The sequence below is a fragment of the Singulisphaera rosea genome (genome assembly GCF_054877945.1).
Map to the genome: position 1 here is coordinate 30,287 of NZ_JBTYIP020000003.1, position 17,347 is coordinate 47,633.

The window sequence follows — 17,347 nt, forward strand, 5'->3', positions numbered from 1 at the left end:
GCGGCCCGGCCAAGGGTGGCCGCGGGGAGTGTGCCGGAGCCCCTCCGATCGGTCAACGTCAGTTGGAGGGGCCAGCCTTGTCGAGCTCGGCCCGGACCGCCTCGATCGCCTCGAGCACGGACGGGTCGAGGCCCTTGATCTCGACGCGAGGGATCTTCGAACGGGCGGAGCCGCTTCCCCAGGAGTCCGGGAGGACGTGAGAGGGGGACCGCATCTCGAGCTTCGGCGTCCGGATGGCCGTCTGGGTCTGCCCACCCACGGGGGACGCGGGCCGCTCCTCCGGCTCCCGTCCCAAGCCCATCCGCTTGATGTGGTCGACGAAGTGCTTCACCGGGGGCGAATCCCAAACCTTGGCGACCGGCTGGTACTGCTCATTCCAGAGGAGGGCTTTCGACATCTTGGCCTGCTCGAGTGCCCAGGGAAACTTCTGGAGCGGCTCGAGCGCGTATTGCTGGATCCCGGACACGACGAACGCGGCGGAGATCACCCCCTTGGCGATGCCGAGCAAGGTCCCGCCATACTGGTCGTTCCGGTTCGCCTCCTCCAGGCCAAACGGCTTTCGCCGATAGAGCTTCACGGCCAGGCTCGCCAGGCCGACGAGGATGACGTACGAGAGGACCGCGGCCATCCACCAAAGCCCGCGCTCGACGAGCTCCGGCATGATCTTCGGCAAATACGGCAGGACGTGGGGCTTGGTGAGGTCCCGAATCGGGTCGGCCGCATAGACGCAGGCGACCAGCCCGATGAGGCGGATCATCTGGATTGTGAAGCCTTTGAACCAGCCTCGGATGGCCGAGATCAGCACCAGCCCGCCCAGCGCCAGATCCAGTCCCATGAATTCGCCCCTTCCCCTCGCGAGTCGCGCCTTCGGCAGGTCGCCTATCAGCAATTCGTCGGCCGCGGCCGGATCTTGTCACGAATCAACGACCCGTGTCGAAATCATCGACCGACGAGCTCGAGCGCCTTTCGGGGATTCCCTCGAATCAAACGAGCAGACGCCGTGCCGGGCGGCAGGTTCGCCCACTCGATTCGGACTCTGCCCCCTTGAGAAAAACTTAACACACGATCACGGGTGTTGGGGCTCGGATGCATCCATGTGCCGCTCGAGCACACTCAAGGGGACGGATCCGAGCGAGAGAAGTCGGTCGTGGAACGCGCGGAGGTCGAACTTCGGGCCGAGCTTCTGCTCGACCCGACCGCGGATCTCCCGGATCTTCAGCTCGCCGACCTTGTAGGCCAATGCCTGGCCGGGCCAGGCGATGTAGCGGTCGACCTCGCTCTCGATCTCGACGCGGGAGACGGCCGTGTTGGACTCGAGATACGCGATCGCCTGGTCGCGCGACCAATGCTTCTGGTGCAGCCCCGTGTCCACGACGAGCCTCCCCGCGCGCCAGGCGTTGTATTCGAGCCGGCCGAAGTCGGCGTACGGATCGGCGTAGAGACCGACCTCGCGAGGGAGGCCCTCGGAGTAGAGCCCCCACCCCTCGGAAAACGCCGGGAAGTAGCCGAAGCGCCGGAAGGCCGGCCGGCCGGGAGCCTCCATCGCGAGGCTGAACTGGAGGTGGTGCCCGGGCACCCCTTCATGATAAGCCAGGGCCTGCATCGAATACGTCGAACGGCTGGTGGGCTCGGAGGTGTTGACGTAGAAATACCCCGGCCTCGAACCGTCCTCGGGCGCCGGGTAGTAATAACCCGCGGCGGCGGCCTTCGCCCGATAGGCTTCGATCGGCCTGAGCCCGTAGTCGGTCCTCGGCAACGTCCCGAACAGCTCGGGGAGCTTGGCGTCGATCGCCTCGAAGATCGCGCGATAGCCGGCGATGATCCCCGCCTCGCTCGTGTTCTTGAACTTCGGGTCGGACTTCAGGTGCTCGAAGAACGCCTTGAGGTCCCCCGGGAAGCCGACCGACTTGCGGATCGCCTCCATCTCAGCCCGCGTCCTCGACATCTCGGCGAGCCCGATCGCGTGGATCTCCTCGGGGGTGAGCGCCGTCGTGGTGAACGACCGGGCCCGATAGGCGTAGTGGAGATCCCCCTCGGGAGAGTCCCACAAGCCCACGCTCTCCCGGCAGGCGGGGAGATACTCCGACTCGACGAAGGTCGCGAACCGGGCGTAGGCGGTCGAAACCGCCTCCTCGATCGCCGACCTCACCACGTCGGTGGCCCTCGAACGATCGGCCTCCGGCCAGTCTTTCGGGAATTTCGCCACAATCCCCCAGAGGGGGCTCTCCTCGACCTTGGATGGAGCCAGGGCCTTGAGCTGAGGGATGACCTTGGCCATCGTGATCCGAGGGGGGACCCGTTTCTCGGCGATCCCTCGGCGCATCAGGGCGATCGTCTGGTCGATCGCCCGGGGGAACGCGCGAAGGCGCCGGACGTAGTTCTCGAGATCCCCCACGGTCGCGACCGGGTGGAAGTTCACGCTCTGGGCGAACTTCAGGTGGATCCCATCCTGCTGGCTGATCGGGACGAGATGGTTGCGAAAGCGCTCGGCCTCGAGCCTGTCGTCGAGCGTCGTCAGCAAGACCTCGCGATCGACGCGCTCGGTCGGAGAGAGCGACAGCGGGTCGATCCCCGCAAGCACATCGCGGTGCTGGCGGTCGCGGAGGATCCTGGCCTCGTGGGCCGACTCCGAGACGTCGGCCAGGCGGTCGTCATAGCGGTGGTCGCCGACGAACGTCGCCTCGAGCGGATCGGCGCGGAGCTCGTCGTCCCAGTACTCGGCGAAGATCGCCTTCAGCCGGGCTTTCGGCCCTTGGGCCGCGTCGCCCCCGAGGAACTCGGAGCCGAACCCGCTCGGTCCCGAGACCAGGAGCACGCCGAAAAGCAGGACAAGCCCTCGCCTCATCGCTCTTAGCCCCCTCGATTCGCGTCCCCAGATCATCCGCGGCTCTCGACCGGGCATCGATTATATCAGGAGCGTTCGGGGCCTGTCCCTCGCCGACGTCAGGGTCCTCAACGAAATGGCTCGTTGATGCGGCCCAGGGCGATGGATAAGCTCATACGGCCGGCACGTTCGCCGTGCGTCACCGAGGGATCACTCCGAAGGGCGCATCTGGCCCGAAGACCGGCGCCGCTCGTCCGTCCTTCGATTTCGGGAGAGGTCATGGTCGCGATCTTGCTCTGGCTCGGTACCGCGGTGGTGGGCGTCGACGCGCCTTCGGCTTCGCCCTGGTGGGATACCAAGGTCGAGGCCTCGCTCCGACGAGCCCCCGCCCGAGAGCTCGATTGGGTGCAGGTGCTCGAGAAGACCAAGCCGGAGCATCGAGCCGGGATGGCCTACCTCGTGGCCGACCTCCCCTTGCAAGACCTCGAGACGCTGCCGCCCGAGGCACTCGCCGCCAATGTCGCCCTGGCCTACCAGGCGAGGAGCGAAGTCCCCTGGGGTGCCGGCCTGCCGGAGGCGATCTTCCTCGACGCCGTCCTTCCCCACGCGAGTGTCACAGAGCCTCGCGAGTCGATGAGGGGCGAATTCCACACGCGATACCTCCCCTTGGTAAAGGACGCCAGAACGCCCGGCGAGGCCGCCCAGCGGATCAATAAAGCCTTGTTCAAGGATTACAAGGTCTCGTACAACACCCGTCGTCTCCGGACTGACCAGAGCTCGAAGCAGTCGATCGCGCAGGGGATGGCGACCTGCACCGGGCTCTCGATCATGCTCGTCGAGGCCTGCCGCTCGGTGGGGATCCCGGCCCGACTCGCCGGGATCCACTCGTGGCCGGGACGAGGAGGCAATCACACCTGGGTCGAGATCTGGGACGACGGCTGGCATTTCGCAGGCGCCGCCGAGCCGGATGAGAACGGCCTGGATCGCGGCTGGTTCGTCGGCGACGCTTCCAGGGCGATCAAGGGGAAGCCCGAGAACGCGATCTTCGCCGTCACCTACCGGGCCAACGGCGACCTCTTCCCGCTCGCCTGGGCCGATGAGGCCAAGGGCCGAAAGGTGAACGGCGAGAATGTCACCGACCGCTACTCGCGAGGGAAAACCCCCGCGCCGACGTCCCCGAGGCTGATGGTCGAGGTCTGCCGCGGGGGCCAACGGATCGAGGCCGACGTGACCGCCCTCGAGGAGTTGACCGGAGCGACCCGCCTCTCCGGCAAGAGCCTCGGGCCCCAGACGGATGTGAACCTTCATCTCTCCAGCCCCGCGAAGGCCGGGGAGTCGTTCCTGGTCGTCGCTCGGCTCGAGGGGCGCACGACCGCCCGATCGGTGACCGTCGCGAACGACGACACGGTCGTCCGCCTCGACCTCGATAGCCCGGCCCCGGCCGACACCCAGGCCAAACTCTCGAGCCTCCTGGCCGACCGCTTCGGCACCGACCCCGCGAAGCAGGCCGTCGCCCGGAAGCTCCTGGCCGACGTGCCTGTCGACGCGAAGGCCCGCGACCTCGCCTGGCAGGCGTACAAGGCCTCGCCGGCGCTCGAGCCGCTCCGGAAGGAGTTCGAGGCCAAGACCGTCAAGACGGCCGACCGTTCGAGCCCCTACCGCTGGCGGCACGTCGGGACGAAGCCGAAGGGGGGATGGCCGCTCGTCATCGCGATGCACGGCGGTGGCGGCGTGCCGAAGGAGTTCAACGACGCCCAGTGGACCAAGATGTACCAGGCCTACTACGAGGATCACCCCGAGGTCGGCGGCTACATCTACCTCGCCCTCCGCGCCCCGAACGACACCTGGAACGGCTTCTACGACGACGCGATTTGCCCGCTCGTCGAGCGTCTGATCCGCCAGTTCGTCGTCTTCGGCGAGGTCGACCCGGACCGGGTCTACACCCTGGGGGCCTCGCACGGCGGCTACGGCGCGTTCGTCATCGGCCCCAAGATCCCCGACCGCTTCGCCTGGGTCCACTCCGCGGCCGCCGCCCCGACCCCCGGCGAAACCTTGGGTGAGAACCTGCGGAACACCCACTTCACCTTCCTCGTCGGCGAGAAGGACACCGACCACGGCCGCGCCGACCGCTGCCTCGAATTCGCCCATCAATTCGAGTCCTGGCGTGCCCGCCACGGCGGCTACCTCGGCGGCCTCGTCTGGCTCCCAGGCGTCGGCCACCTCGTCCCCGATCGCGACCGCGTCGCTCGGATGATCGAGGCCGCACCTCGCAATCCCTGGCCCGCCCATGTCGTCTGGACCCAATCCGACAACGTCCTGACCCACTTCTACTGGGTCGAGGCCCCCAAACCCGCCGACCACGCCCGGATCATCGCCTCGGCCCGAGACAACACCATCACCCTCGACGCGACCGGCCAAACCGAGCTCGCCCTCTGGCTCGACGCCCCCCTCGTCGACCTCGCCAAGCCCGTCACCATCGACGTCCTCGGCGGCTCGTCCCTCAAGATCTCCCCGAGCCCGAACCTCGAGACCTACTGCGTCGGCCTCGACGAACGCGGCGACCCCCGCCTCGCGGCGCCGGTGCGGGTCGTCGTCCCCTTGCCGGGTTGAGGGACATTACTCCATGTGGAGATCGTTCAATGGTCGAAGAACCGCAGCCGGCGAGATGGTCGACGATCACGCCTCTCCTGCGCGAGTTCGAAGGCTATCTCGCGGAGGACGTCCCACGCTTGACGCTCGTGCATGCCAACGATTCCCGTTGGTCTGACGAAGTCTATCGCCGCCACCGCGCCGAACTGAAGTACGGCTCGAAATACGGCGTCTACCTGCTCTTCGAGGCCGACGAGCAACTCCGGTACGTGGGGCTGGCGATGAATTCGTTTGACAAACGAATCTGGTCGCATGATGGATATATCGCTCGTCAATGGACCGACATCATCCCGTTCGAGGAAGGCTGGTACTTCCTTGCTCCGGCCCTGGAGTTCTTCCTCATCTCCAGGCTGCAACCACCGGACAACCGCAGTTATCGCAACTACCGGATCGGCGAACGTCGGCCACCGGAAGCCGATCCGGGGATACCTCGAGCTCTCCCATAGACGCATCTCGATTTTTTTCGTTTCTTCATTTTTCCAAATTTGACGTAGCCTGTGGAATGGACTCTCCCACGAGTGACTTGCCGTGGGGCTCCTGGAGACCTGGATCTCGAGCGACTATCGGGGCGTTCAGGAAATGCCGCTCGACGGCCCAGTTGAAGACCCAGCTCACCCCAACGGCCGACAGGACGACGGCGGGGATCGTGACAAGGCTTCGTGTCCAGAACCCGGTCAGGCCCCGCTCGTAGAGCCAGAGGGAGGCGACGGTGCAGACGGGAAGGTGGACGAGGTATACGCTGTAGCAACGCCGGCCGCAGGCGCGTAAGGGGCCGAGCCAGAGCGATTGCTCGGCGCGATCGTCCCACGGTCGGAGGGCGATCAGGACGAGGCCAAAGGTGGCGGACGTCGCGGTCGAATTGGCGACGGGTGTGAAGAAATAGCCCAGGAGGCCGATCGCGGCGAGGATGACCAGGGCGGCTTCGACCCCGCGTTTGGCGATGGGGGTCTGCGCGACGTTGAGACGCCAGTAGACGGCGAGGCCGACGGCGAACTCGTGCCAGAGATAGGGGAAAGCGCCGTCGATCAGATGGATTCGGCCGGTGTCGTAAGCGAGAACTCGCGTGAGGATCGCCGCGACCGAGACGGCGGCCAGGGCACCGTACAAGCGTTTGGGCGTAATCAGGAGGACGACGAAGCAGACGAAATAGAACTGCTCCTCGTAGCAAAGCGACCAGGCGATGCGGGTGAAGATCTTCCCGTAGGGAGGGCGCCAGACCAGGGGGCGCCACTGCTCGGTCAACGTCAGGTTGCCGCCCCATTGGATCGCGTCGAGATCCGTGGGGGAGTCGAGGGAGAGGGCGTGGCCCTCGTCGTGGAATCGTTCGAGTCCCAGGAGGTCCAGGCCCCCGGTCACGGCGACGAACCAGGCGACGGCCGCCCAGTAGGGCGGGTAGATCCGCCAGAGCCGACGGCCCAGGAACCCGAGAGCGCTCCGACCTCGGCGCCGGGTCGCGTCGACGCTCGCCGCGATGCAGTAGCCGCTGATCACGAAGAAGAGCGGGACGCCGAGGTTCATCCGCCCGAGGGTCGCGACGATCCCCCAGATGAGCCACCCCTCGAACCCAGGGAGGCTCGGGAAATCAAAGAGGATCGAGAAACTCGCGTGGTACAGGACCACCATCAGGCAAGCCACGCCCCGCCACATATCCAGGGACCGATATCTCGGGTCGCGTTCCAGGGGTCGGAGCTCCGCGTCGGACGTGGTTTGCATAAACGAACTGCGACCTGTCGTGCGACTCTGCAGGCCTCGAGGGTGGGGAAACGCTCCGGCCCGCGGGGACCTCTTTCGACTCCGCCGCTGGGCCCCCATTTTCTCGACCGGGGCAGGGGGAGGCTAGTCCTCCTCGGTCGGGGAGGGCACGATTGGAACTGGCCTTTCGTTCAAGGTGGAGATCCGTTACCCTCCCAACCTTGACAGTCGGAGAGCGGATCGAGGGAGGGGCCTCGGAGCCGCGTTCCCAAGCGAGGGGCCGTCGAGGCGGAAGGAGCCAGGTGGACTCGAGACCGAGAGAGATCAACGCCCTGGTCGACGAGATCTATCGCACGGAGTCGCGGCGGATCTTCGCGTCGCTGGTCCGGCTCGTCCGCGACTTCGACCTCGCCGAAGAGGCCTTGCACGAGGCCTTTGCGGTCGCCGTCGAGCGTTGGGCCGAGGAGGGGGTGCCCGAGAACCCTCGGGCCTGGCTCGTTTCGACGGGCCGTTTCAAGGTCATCGACTCGATCAGGCGCCGGGGCCGCATCGACAACTTGCAGCCGGAGCTTGCGGGTCGGCTCTCGGAGATCGCCCACGCGAACGCCTCGAGGGCCCGCGAGGATATCGAAGACGACCGCCTGCGGCTCATCTTCGCCTGCTGCCACCCGGCGATCGACCGGAAGGTCCAGGTCCCGCTCACCCTCCGGGAAGTCTGCGGGCTCACGACCGAGGAGATCGCCAGCGCCTTCCTCACGACCCCGGCCACGATGGCCCAGCGCCTGGTCCGAGGCAAGGCGAAGATCCGCGACGCGGGGATCCCGTTCGCGATCCCGGACGCGGAAGAGCTCCCCGAGCGGCTCGACTCGGTGCTCGCGGTGACGTATCTCGTTTTCAACGAGGGATACTCGGCCACGAAAGGCGACTCGCTCACCCGCGCCGACCTTTCGGGCGAGGCGATCCGCCTCGAGCGGCTCATCGTAGGCCTCTTGCCCGACCCCGAGGCGATCGGACTTCTCGCCTTGATGTTGCTCCAGGAGTCGCGTCGCCGGGCGAGGGCCACCCCGGCCGGGGACATCATCCTGCTCGAGGACCAGGACCGCTCGCTCTGGGACCGTAGATTGATCGAAGAGGGCCAGGAGCTCGTCGAGGCGGGTCTCCGATCCGGCCAGTTCGGGCCCTACACGATGCAGGCCGCCATCGCCGCCGTCCATGCCGGTGCCCCGACTTCCGGAGATACCGACTGGCGGAGGATCGTGGCCCTCTACGACCGGCTCTTCGCCATGATGTCGTCGCCCGTCGTCGAGCTCAACCGCGCCGTGGCGGTCGCGATGCGGGACGGTCCCGAGGCGGGGCTTGCCCTCGTCGACGTGATCCTCGGGCGCGGTGATCTGACGAGCTACCACCTGGCGCACGCCGCCCGGGCCGAGCTCCAGAGGAGACTCGGCCGAATCGAGGAGGCTCGGGACGGCTTCGAACGAGCCCTCGAATTCGCGTTCCAGGAACCCGAACGGCGATTCCTGCTGAAGCGGCTGGGCGAGCTCTGAGGACGGCTTCCTCACCGTCGCGAAAGTATCTCGAGAATCCTGTCGATTCGCCAAGGGACCGTTCGACCATTGGGCGATTGTTCCGGCGGGCACACGTCGAGTGCTCGCAACCCAACGGCTTATGACTCACGAGGTGTCCCTTGGCTCGACAGAAGATCACTCCGTGCCTTTGGTTCGACGGAAACGGCGAAGAGGCCGCCCGATACTACGCGTCGATCTTCCCGGACTCCGAGATCACGGGGATCACCCCGGGACCGGACGGGTCGCCGCTGGTGGTCGAGTTCCGACTGGCCGGGCAGGGGTTCCTCGCCCTGAACGGCGGTCCTCACTTCACCTTCAATGAGGCGATCTCGCTCTCGATCGACTGCCGCTCGCAGGCCGAGCTGGACGAGTTGTGGGAAAAGCTCTCGGACGGCGGGTCGGAGGGGCACTGCGGCTGGCTGAAGGATCGATATGGCCTCTCGTGGCAGCTCGTGCCCGCCATTCTCCCGGAATTGATCTCGGGCTCTGATAAGGCCAGGGCCGGCCGGGTCATGCAGGCGCTAATGGGTATGACCCGCCTCGACATCGGTGCTCTCGAGGCCGCGGCCGCTTCGTGAGGGAGGTCGCGGGAGAATCTCCACCTCGAGGGTCGCGTGGGGTATCCGCGGCGATGGCTTCCCAAGCCCGATTTTTTCAGGAGCAACTGGGTTTCGGAGAGGGGAATCGATGAAATACATGTTCTTGATGTACGGCGCGGAGGATGCCTGGAGCGAGGAAGAGCGCATCGCCTGCGTGATCGAATCTCTCGGCATCTGCAACGAGCTGGCCGAACGCGGCAAATTCCTGGGGGCCTCACCCCTCGAATCGGTGCGAACGGCCAGAACGGTCCGCATCCGAGGAGGCGAGATGCTCGTCACGGAAGGGCCGTTCGCCGAGACCACCGAACAGCTCGGCGGATACTTCCTCCTCGACCTCGAACACCTGGACGAGGCGATCGCGGTCGCCGCGAAGCTGCCGCCCGCGAGGAGAGGAACGGCCGAGATTCGCCCGATTCAGCCGGTGGAAGGCCTGCCGGCGCCTCGGTCTCCCTTCGCCAATGACGGCGAAACCGCGAAGATCGCCTACATGCTGCTCTGCTACGATGGCCAGACAGCGTGGAAGGACGCGGGTCCCGACGCCCTCAAGGCCGCCATTGCCGAGGCGGCCGCGTTGACCCAGGACCTGGGCCGCTCGGGTCGTTATGTCAGTGCCGCGCCCCTCCGCTCGGCGGAGACGGCGACGTGCGTGCGGGTGCGTGACGGGAAACGCCTCATCACCGACGGGCCGTTCGCCGAGACGAACGAGGTCCTCGGTGGCTATTACGTCATCCTCGCCGAGAGCCAGGTCGAGGCCGTCCGCATCGCCGCACGACATCCGGGCGCCCGTCTCGGCTCGGTCGAGGTGCGCCCGCTCTTCGACCTCTCGAGACTCGAAAACCCCCGAGAAAATAATCCGAGCGTTGTCGATTCGAGGGCGGCCCGTTCGACCAGTTGAGGAATGAGAATCCGATCGAGTGAGCCGCCCGTACGAAACCTTCGACCCCACGAAAGGGACCCATATGTCCGCCACAGCCATCACGCCATACCTGTTCTTCGCCGGCCGCTGTGATGAGGCGATCGAGTTCTACCGCACGAAGCTGGGCGCCGAGGTCGAGATGATCATGCGGTACAACGAGAGCCCCGAACCGGCCCCGCCGGGGCTGCTCGAGCCGGGCTTCGAGAACAAGATCATGCACGCGTCGTTGCGCGTGCTCGGCGTCCCCCTGATGATCTCCGACGGCTGCGACGACAGGGCGAACTTCGACGGCTTCCGGCTCGCGCTCACCGTGTCGACCGAAGCCGAGGCGCACAAGGCGTTCGACGGGCTCGCCGACGGCGGGAGCGTCCAGATGCCGCTCACGAAGACCTTCTGGTCCCCGTGCTATGGGATGGTCACCGACCGCTTCAACGTCGGCTGGATGGTGATGGTCCCCGGCCCTACGGGCTGAGCTTTATCCCAAGATTTGTTGATTTCTGAATTCCGGTGGGTAGTACCCACCCGACCCAATATCGATCGGGCCTCGGCGCAGGCTTCGCGTTCACGTTCGGCCTCGCCGGGGCCCGGATTGCTGACACACCAATTCACGAGAGCATTCACATGAAAGTCATGGTCATCGTCAAGGCGACCAAGTGGTCCGAGGCCGGCGAGCTCCCGAGCGAGGAGCTCCTGTCCGCCATGGGCACGTACAACGAAGAGCTCGTGAACGCGGGGATCATGCTCGCGGGCGAAGGCCTGAAGGCCAGCTCCCAAGGCGTGCGCGTGCGATTCTCCGGCGCCGATCGCTTCGTCACCGACGGGCCGTTCACCGAGACGAACGAGCTCATCGCCGGTTATTGGTTGTGGAAAGTCGAATCCATGGCCGAAGCGATCGAGTGGGTCAAACGCTGCCCGAACCCAATGCCGGGTGACTCCGAGATCGAGATCCGCCCGTTCTACGAGCTCGCAGACTTCGGCGAGGCGTTCACGCCCGAGTTGCAGGAACGGGAAGAGCAACTCCGCTCGAAGATCGAAGCCCAAGGCGCCTAGTGCCCCGTTAAGTGTCTGCCCCGAAAGCGTGCTCCGAAACCTGTTTTCTTCTTAAAAACGGGTTTCAGACGCCCGCGATGTAGACGCCCCTCCCGGGATGTCGTCTTGGATTCCCACAGTAACCCGTTTCGGGACAGACTCTCAGCCTTGCATCGGGGTCCACCGTGGCCGCTTTCGTTGACATGAGACGAATAGTGTCCCCCCGGTGGGTGGGCACTCTTGCCCCGCCCTTGTTGCGAAACCCGAGGCGAATGCCGCGAGGCAAGAGTGCCCCACCCACCGGGGGGAATATCCTCATCCGAATGACGCTTGAACAACGCCTCAACCGAGTGCGGGCCGCACAACGTTGAGGCAGGGCTCGCCGTCCCACCGACGCCGGATGTTCTCGGCCATGAACCTCTGGCGACGGCGCACGGTCCCGATCGTCCAGCCGGACATATGCGGGGTCATGACGACGTTCGGGAGCTCGTGGAACGGAAACGCGGACGGGCGGGCGTTCGGCGAGGCCGTGGTCGGGTAGTTGTACCAGGTGTCGATGACCGCACCCGCGATCCGCCGGCACTTCAGGGCCTCATAGAGAGCCCGCTCGTCGATCGTCGGGCCGCGACCGACGTTGACGACGACGGCCGAGGGCCGCATCGCCGCGAACGCCGAGGCGTCGACGAGCCCGGTCGTCTCCGGCGCCAAGGGCACGGAGACCACGAAATAGTCGGCCGACGCCCAGAATCGGGGAAGGTCGTCGAGGCCGAACGCCCGGTCGACGAGCGTGGACGTCGACACCGGGCTCCGATTGGCGACATGAACGTTCATCTCGAACGCTTTCGCCCGGGCGGCCACCGCCTTGCCGATGTGGCCGAAGCCGAGTAGGCCGATCGTCCTCCCGGCAAGCTCGCCGTGGATCGCCTCCGAAGGGCCCGCCCGATAGGCCCAGTCGCCTTCCCGCAAGCGACGATCGGCGTCGACGATCGGGACTTCGAACCCGAGGAGGGCCGCCATGACGTACTCCGCGATCGCCTGCTCGTGGCCGAAGCAGTTGCACACGACCGCCGCCGGAGGCATCGCGTCGAGCTCGACCGCGTCATATCCCGCGCCCGGCACGTGGAACAGCTTGAGTCCCTCGGGTCTCGGCCAGATCGCCTGGAACTGGAAGCTCACGATCACGTCGGCAGAGGCATACGTTCTCCGCTCCGCTTCGGTCGCGAGGTCGAACGAGAGGACCGAGACCTTCGCCGGGCGTTGGACTTGCAGCAACGACGAAAATCCATCACCGAAGGCCGAGGCGGTCACGCCGTGGAAGACGATCTGCATGTGAGGTCGATTCCCGGGACAGGTCGGATCGGAGACCGGAGACGATCCGCTCCATGAATGGTTTTATCGAGACTCCTCGCAAATCTCCACCGGACTCTCACTGCGCAAGGATTTCACCACAAAGGCACAAGGGACACAAAGAAAGGAATTCGAGAGAACCAATCCCCCTCGAACCTGCCTGTGATGAAGCCTTCTTCCGGTCAGAGCTCCATGGGAATCCGCGAGAAGAGTCGTATTATCCCGATGAGGCGACGTTGTTGAAGCCGGGTTGCGGAACGGATTCTTACTTGTTGACGGCCTTCATCGCCATCTCGTGATAACGATCGCCGACGGCCGAGCCGGCCGGGAGGATGGCGTTGATATGCTCAAGGTCTTCGGGGTTGAGCTGGACGTGATCGGCCCCGAGGTTTTCATCGAGGTATCGAGCCCGCTTCGTCCCCGGGATCGGGATGATATCCTCGCCCTGGGCGAGCACCCAGGCGAGGGCGAGCTGGCTCGGAGTACAGCCCTTGTCCTTGGCGAGCTCCTCGATCTTGGCGACCAGCTCGAGGTTCTTCGCGAAGTTCTCGCCCAGGAATCGCGGCGCGTTCCGCCGCCGATAGTCGTCGGCCGGAAAATCGTCGATCGACTTGAACGCGCCGGTGAGGAACCCGCGCCCGAGCGGGCTGTACGCCACGAAGCCGATCCCCAACTCGCGGACCGTCGCGAGGATCTCGTCCTCGGGGTCGCGGGTCCAGAGCGAATACTCGGTCTGGAGCGCCGCGATCGGGTGGACCTCCGCCGCCCTTCGGATCGTCGCAGGCGCCGCCTCGGACAACCCGAGATACCGGACCTTCCCCGCCTTCACGAGCCCGGCCATCGCCCCGACCGTCTCCTCGATCGGCGTGGCAGGGTCGACCCGGTGCTGATAGTAGAGGTCGATGACCTCGACTCCCAGCCGCTTGAGGCTGGCATCGCAGCATTCCTTCACATAAGCCGCATCGCCCCGAACCCCGAGGAACTCGCCGTTCGGGCCTCGGACGTTCGCGAACTTCGTGGCGAGGAAAACCCGGCCCCGCCGGTCGGCGATCGCCTTCCCGACCAGCGACTCGTTCCGCCCGAGGCCATACATGTCGGCCGTGTCGAGGAAGTTCCCCCCCGCGTCGAGATACCGGTGGATGACCCGGATCGATTCCCCGTCGTCCTGGCCCGCCGGGTCGTAGAACTCGCTCATCCCCATGCAACCCAGCCCGATCGCCGAGACCGTCGGTCCCCCCTTGCCGAGCGTCCGCTGGCTCAACGTCTTGTACGACATGCCCTTCCCCTGGTTTCCTGGAGTTCGATCGACTCTCGCGCCGGATGAAAGCCTCGCTCGCAGCCAGTCTAGGGAGGCCAATAACAGAAGTCAATTTCTGCACCTTGCACCCATCGAGAGGGCTTTCAACACACAAGGATCAAATCAATAATTTCAGGAACACGAACCCATTTTCGACCTTCTTCCGCGATGTCTTTCAATGACCGAACATCGAGATAGGATCCTCCACAAGTCGAGCATAGGACTCCTACCCACGCATAAAACACGACGGGCAAAACAAGAGACCGGAGAATCAATCAACAACTATGAAGTATTTCATGTTTTTGAAATTTTACGGACCCCGCAAAACATCCAATCAACTATCTGCGTCATCTGTTGATTGCCCGCCTTCCTCGTCTTAATCCGTGTTTCATCCGTGTTTCATCCGTGGCTAAAGAATCCCCGCCTTCCACCCGCGACAGTTCCTGGCCCGAGGTTGAATCTCGAAGGGGATAAGGACGGGCGACAATCCAGGCTTCGCTTGATCTCCGGCGGGCAAAACCTATACTGTTCAGTACACATCGGTCACGTTCTCGAGGAGGTGATCGGGGAGGGACGGCCGGTGACGGAAGCCGAACTCGTTCGATATTTCCCGGTGCTCTACCACATCACGGAGGCGGATGCGTGGGAGAGCATCCTGACGCACGGCCTGGAATGTACGTCGGAGATCCTCGACAGGTTCGCGGTCGAGGGGCCGCAACGCACCGAGATCGAATCGTGCCGGAGGCCCTCGTCGGTGCGACTCCACCACGACGATTATCCGGACGTGAGGCTGAGCGATCAAAAGCCGATCAATCTCAAATTGTTGAATCGCTGCCTGGGCACCATGCCTGCGTCGGACTGGTTCGAATTGCTGAACGGGCGGGTCTTCTTCTGGCCCAGTGGCGACCGTCTCAACCGGCACCTCAAGGCGCGGTTGGGGATGGGGCGAGATCAGGCGGTCTTGACCTTCGACACGGCCGCCCTGCTCGCGCGTTATGGAGACGCCCTCCAGTTGTCTCTGCTCAACTCGGGCTGCACCCGGCCGCCGCAACCTCGGGGTGTGGAGACTTTAAGTCAATCGCGGACTATCCATTCGACGAGATTCGCCAGCGCCGCGGGCCTTCCAAGTCGATCGCCGAGGTAACCGTGCTCCGTCGCGTCGACTCGGTCGAGTCGCTCGCGACCCGGATCGAGCTCCACGGGATGGGAGGCCTCAAGACCACGGTCTGGACACCACTAACCGGAAGCTCGTGACAGGTTCGATCTGCTGAGGAGCGAGTCCGAGGGCGAGAAGGGGATCGCTGGAGGCCAAGCCCGCCGAGGTCGCCTGAGGTGCAGGCTCTTATATGAGACGACACCGAGGAGTCGTGGCGACGCAAGCCGTGTTGAAAGGAAACATTCCATGGCAGACAGGCCGTTGGGAGCGTCGATCCCCGCACTCGGCGACGACCGGAGTCTCGATGCCGAACGATGCTACGAAGCCGTCCTCGCCCGAGATCATCGATTCGACGGGCGATTCTTCACCGCGGTCAGGACGACTCGACTGTATTGCAGGCCGATCTGTCCGGGTCGGCCGAAGCGGGACAATGTTGAGTTCTTCATCGATGCCGCAGGCGCCGAGGAGGCGGGCTATCGCCCTTGCTTGCGATGTCGGCCCGAGGACGCTCCCCGATCGTTCGGGGCTCGAGGAACTCGCGACGAAGAACCGCTCTCGACGACGTCTGTAGGCCAAGACATCAACATCTCTCTCGAGCTCCACCACCGCCGCAGGGATCGCCTCGATTTTTCACGAAAGCTCGTCGTCGAGACGGGCCTGCCGCTCGCCACCATCGCTCGGATTTCCGGCTTCGGAACCGAGGCGGACTACACAAAGGCCTTCGACGACCGGTTCCGCCGCCCGCCGTCGTTCTTGCGCCGATCTCGCGTCGAGAGTGACGTAGTCGACGTGGAGTTGATGCTATCGTATCGCCCTCCGCTGGACTGGCCGGCCTTGCTGGGCTTTTTCCGCCACCACGTCATCCACGGACTGGAGACCGTGGGGGAGGGGACCTATGGTCGTATGTTCGAGCTGGGTTCGACCTCCGGTGCCTTCCAGGTCTCCCTGGATCCGGCCAAGCCGAGGATGAGGCTTCGCGTCATCGCCGATGACCCGAGCGTCCTGTTCGCGGTCCATCGTCGGGTCAGGAGGATGTTCGACCTCGATGCCGACCCGATCTCCGTCGGGGAGTCTTTGACTGCCCATACGGTCCTGGGGCCACTTTGGGGCAAACGGCCCGGCATCCGGATCGCGCGGGGGTGGGATCCCTTCGAAGTCTCGGTGTCCACGATCCTCGGCCAGTTGGTGTCGACCACCCAGGCGCGTGCGTTGGTCCGTCAACTCGTCGAGAGCTACGGGAAAGCGGCCGTTCACCCGTTGACCGGCGAGCGAGTGCGGCTGTTCCCATCCCCCGAAGTCCTTGCCACCTGCGAGCTCGAACCGGTGAGGACGAGTCAGGCGAGGAAGCGTGCGATCCGCGAGCTAGCCGGCCTCGTCTCCTCGGGGGCGATGAACCTGGACGACCTCGACATCGAATCGGTCAAGAAACGGCTGCTGGCCTTGCCGGGGGTCGGCCCGTGGACCTCGGAATACATCGGGCTGCGGGCGCTCGGCGACACCGACGCCTTCCCGGGGACCGACCTGGTCCTCAAGCGTTCGCTCGCCGGCCGCCCGAAGCTCGATATGGACTCGATCCGCCCCTGGCGAGGGTACGCGGCCGCCTGCCTCTGGGCCTCGACCCCATCCGCGCAGAAACGAGGTGATTCATGAGTTATGTTTACAAAATGATGGAATCACCGGTCGGGCGACTCAAGCTTGTGGGCAGCGACGCGGGCCTTGCGGCGGTCCTCTGGGAGCACGACAATCCCAAGCGGGTGAGGTTGCAGGCCGACGTCGAAGATGCCCGGCACCCGGTCCTCATCGAGGCGGAGCGTCAACTCGACGAGTATTTTGAAGGCCAGCGGAAGCGCTTCACCGTCACGCTCGACTACCGAGGCACGCCTTTCCAGAAACAGGTCTGGAACGCGCTCCTCGGGATCCCTTTCGGAGAGACTCGCACCTACGGCGAGCTCGCCAGGCAGATCGGGAACCCGGCGGCCGTGCGAGCCGTCGGTGCGGCCAACGGGAAGAATCCGATCGCCATCATCGGGCCTTGCCACCGCGTCATCGGCTCGACGGGCAAGCTGACCGGCTTTGCCGGCGGCCTCGAAGCCAAGGCGCTCCTCTTGAGGCTCGAGGGGGGCGACGTCGGCGAGGTCTCCATCCGTTTCTCGCCCCCGGAAGCGTCGACCGGCCGGCAGCCATCGGTGCGGCGTCCGTGTGACCAGACAAGAGGATGAGCCCGGGGCAGGACGTTTCGAGTGTCGACGCCAAGCGAGACCCTCTTGGCC

Annotated in this window: 15 protein-coding genes; 10 read left to right on the forward strand and 5 right to left on the reverse strand. The window is 65.2% G+C overall.

Annotation, left to right across the window (positions count from 1 at the left end; translation table 11 throughout):
* Positions 1-58 precede the first annotated feature (58 nt).
* Both ACYOEI_RS06510 and ACYOEI_RS06515 read right to left on the reverse strand, forming a co-directional pair.
* Positions 59-835: a CvpA family protein gene (locus ACYOEI_RS06510; protein WP_462848550.1), complete on the reverse strand. Its 777-nt coding sequence runs from the start codon at positions 833-835 to the stop codon at positions 59-61.
* A gap of 231 nt (positions 836-1,066) precedes the next feature.
* A complete protein-coding gene (locus tag ACYOEI_RS06515) occupies positions 1,067-2,845 on the reverse strand; it encodes a DUF885 domain-containing protein (RefSeq protein ID WP_462848551.1) in 1,779 nt (592 codons plus the stop codon).
* Positions 2,846-3,103: 258 nt separating this feature from the next.
* Between ACYOEI_RS06515 and ACYOEI_RS06520 the strand changes: the two genes are divergently transcribed.
* Entirely contained in the window at positions 3,104-5,434 is a 2,331-nt protein-coding gene (locus ACYOEI_RS06520) for a transglutaminase domain-containing protein (RefSeq protein ID WP_462848552.1), read from the forward strand.
* Positions 5,435-5,463: 29 nt separating this feature from the next.
* A complete protein-coding gene (locus ACYOEI_RS06525; RefSeq protein ID WP_462848553.1) occupies positions 5,464-5,919 on the forward strand; it encodes a GIY-YIG nuclease family protein in 456 nt (151 codons plus the stop codon).
* A 25-nt stretch (positions 5,920-5,944) separates the two neighbouring features.
* Here ACYOEI_RS06525 and ACYOEI_RS06530 read toward each other — a convergent pair whose 3' ends face one another.
* Positions 5,945-7,186: an acyltransferase family protein gene (locus ACYOEI_RS06530; protein ID WP_462848554.1), complete on the reverse strand. Its 1,242-nt coding sequence runs from the start codon at positions 7,184-7,186 to the stop codon at positions 5,945-5,947.
* A gap of 281 nt (positions 7,187-7,467) precedes the next feature.
* Here ACYOEI_RS06530 and ACYOEI_RS06535 point away from each other — a divergent pair, with 281 nt between their 5' ends.
* From ACYOEI_RS06535 to ACYOEI_RS06555, 5 genes are all read left to right on the forward strand, one after another.
* On the forward strand, positions 7,468-8,712 hold the full coding sequence (locus ACYOEI_RS06535; RefSeq protein WP_462848555.1) for an RNA polymerase sigma factor: 1,245 nt from the start codon (positions 7,468-7,470) through the stop codon (positions 8,710-8,712).
* A 140-nt stretch (positions 8,713-8,852) separates the two neighbouring features.
* Positions 8,853-9,311: a VOC family protein gene (locus tag ACYOEI_RS06540; RefSeq protein ID WP_462848556.1), complete on the forward strand. Its 459-nt coding sequence runs from the start codon at positions 8,853-8,855 to the stop codon at positions 9,309-9,311.
* Positions 9,312-9,420: 109 nt separating this feature from the next.
* Positions 9,421-10,227 carry a YciI family protein gene (locus ACYOEI_RS06545; RefSeq protein WP_462848557.1) on the forward strand — a complete coding sequence of 269 codons (807 nt, stop codon included), beginning with the start codon at positions 9,421-9,423 and terminating at the stop codon, positions 10,225-10,227.
* Between the two features lie 19 nt (positions 10,228-10,246).
* Positions 10,247-10,720 (forward strand): VOC family protein, encoded by a 474-nt coding sequence (locus ACYOEI_RS06550; RefSeq protein ID WP_462848558.1) that lies wholly within the window; start codon positions 10,247-10,249, stop codon positions 10,718-10,720.
* A gap of 149 nt (positions 10,721-10,869) precedes the next feature.
* Positions 10,870-11,298: a YciI family protein gene (locus ACYOEI_RS06555; RefSeq protein WP_462848559.1), complete on the forward strand. Its 429-nt coding sequence runs from the start codon at positions 10,870-10,872 to the stop codon at positions 11,296-11,298.
* 321 nt (positions 11,299-11,619) lie between these two features.
* On the opposite strand, the gene ACYOEI_RS06560 is transcribed toward ACYOEI_RS06555, so the two are convergent.
* Both ACYOEI_RS06560 and ACYOEI_RS06565 read right to left on the reverse strand, forming a co-directional pair.
* Positions 11,620-12,606: a 2-hydroxyacid dehydrogenase gene (locus ACYOEI_RS06560; RefSeq protein WP_462848560.1), complete on the reverse strand. Its 987-nt coding sequence runs from the start codon at positions 12,604-12,606 to the stop codon at positions 11,620-11,622.
* A 283-nt stretch (positions 12,607-12,889) separates the two neighbouring features.
* Positions 12,890-13,885 carry an aldo/keto reductase gene (locus ACYOEI_RS06565; RefSeq protein WP_462849105.1) on the reverse strand — a complete coding sequence of 332 codons (996 nt, stop codon included), beginning with the start codon at positions 13,883-13,885 and terminating at the stop codon, positions 12,890-12,892.
* A gap of 616 nt (positions 13,886-14,501) precedes the next feature.
* On the opposite strand from ACYOEI_RS06565, the gene ACYOEI_RS06570 reads away from it, so the two are divergent.
* The 3 genes from ACYOEI_RS06570 to ACYOEI_RS06580 all read left to right on the forward strand — a co-directional run bounded on the left by ACYOEI_RS06570 (position 14,502) and on the right by ACYOEI_RS06580 (position 17,296).
* Entirely contained in the window at positions 14,502-15,065 is a 564-nt protein-coding gene (locus tag ACYOEI_RS06570; protein WP_462848561.1) for a DUF7002 family protein, read from the forward strand.
* Between the two features lie 258 nt (positions 15,066-15,323).
* The gene (locus ACYOEI_RS06575) at positions 15,324-16,727 is read left to right on the forward strand and encodes a DNA-3-methyladenine glycosylase 2 (protein ID WP_462848563.1); all 1,404 of its coding nucleotides are present in this window, start codon (positions 15,324-15,326) and stop codon (positions 16,725-16,727) included.
* On the forward strand, positions 16,724-17,296 hold the full coding sequence (locus ACYOEI_RS06580) for a methylated-DNA--[protein]-cysteine S-methyltransferase (protein ID WP_462848564.1): 573 nt from the start codon (positions 16,724-16,726) through the stop codon (positions 17,294-17,296). The genes ACYOEI_RS06575 and ACYOEI_RS06580 overlap by 4 nt, the downstream gene beginning before the upstream one ends.
* Positions 17,297-17,347 lie beyond the last annotated feature (51 nt).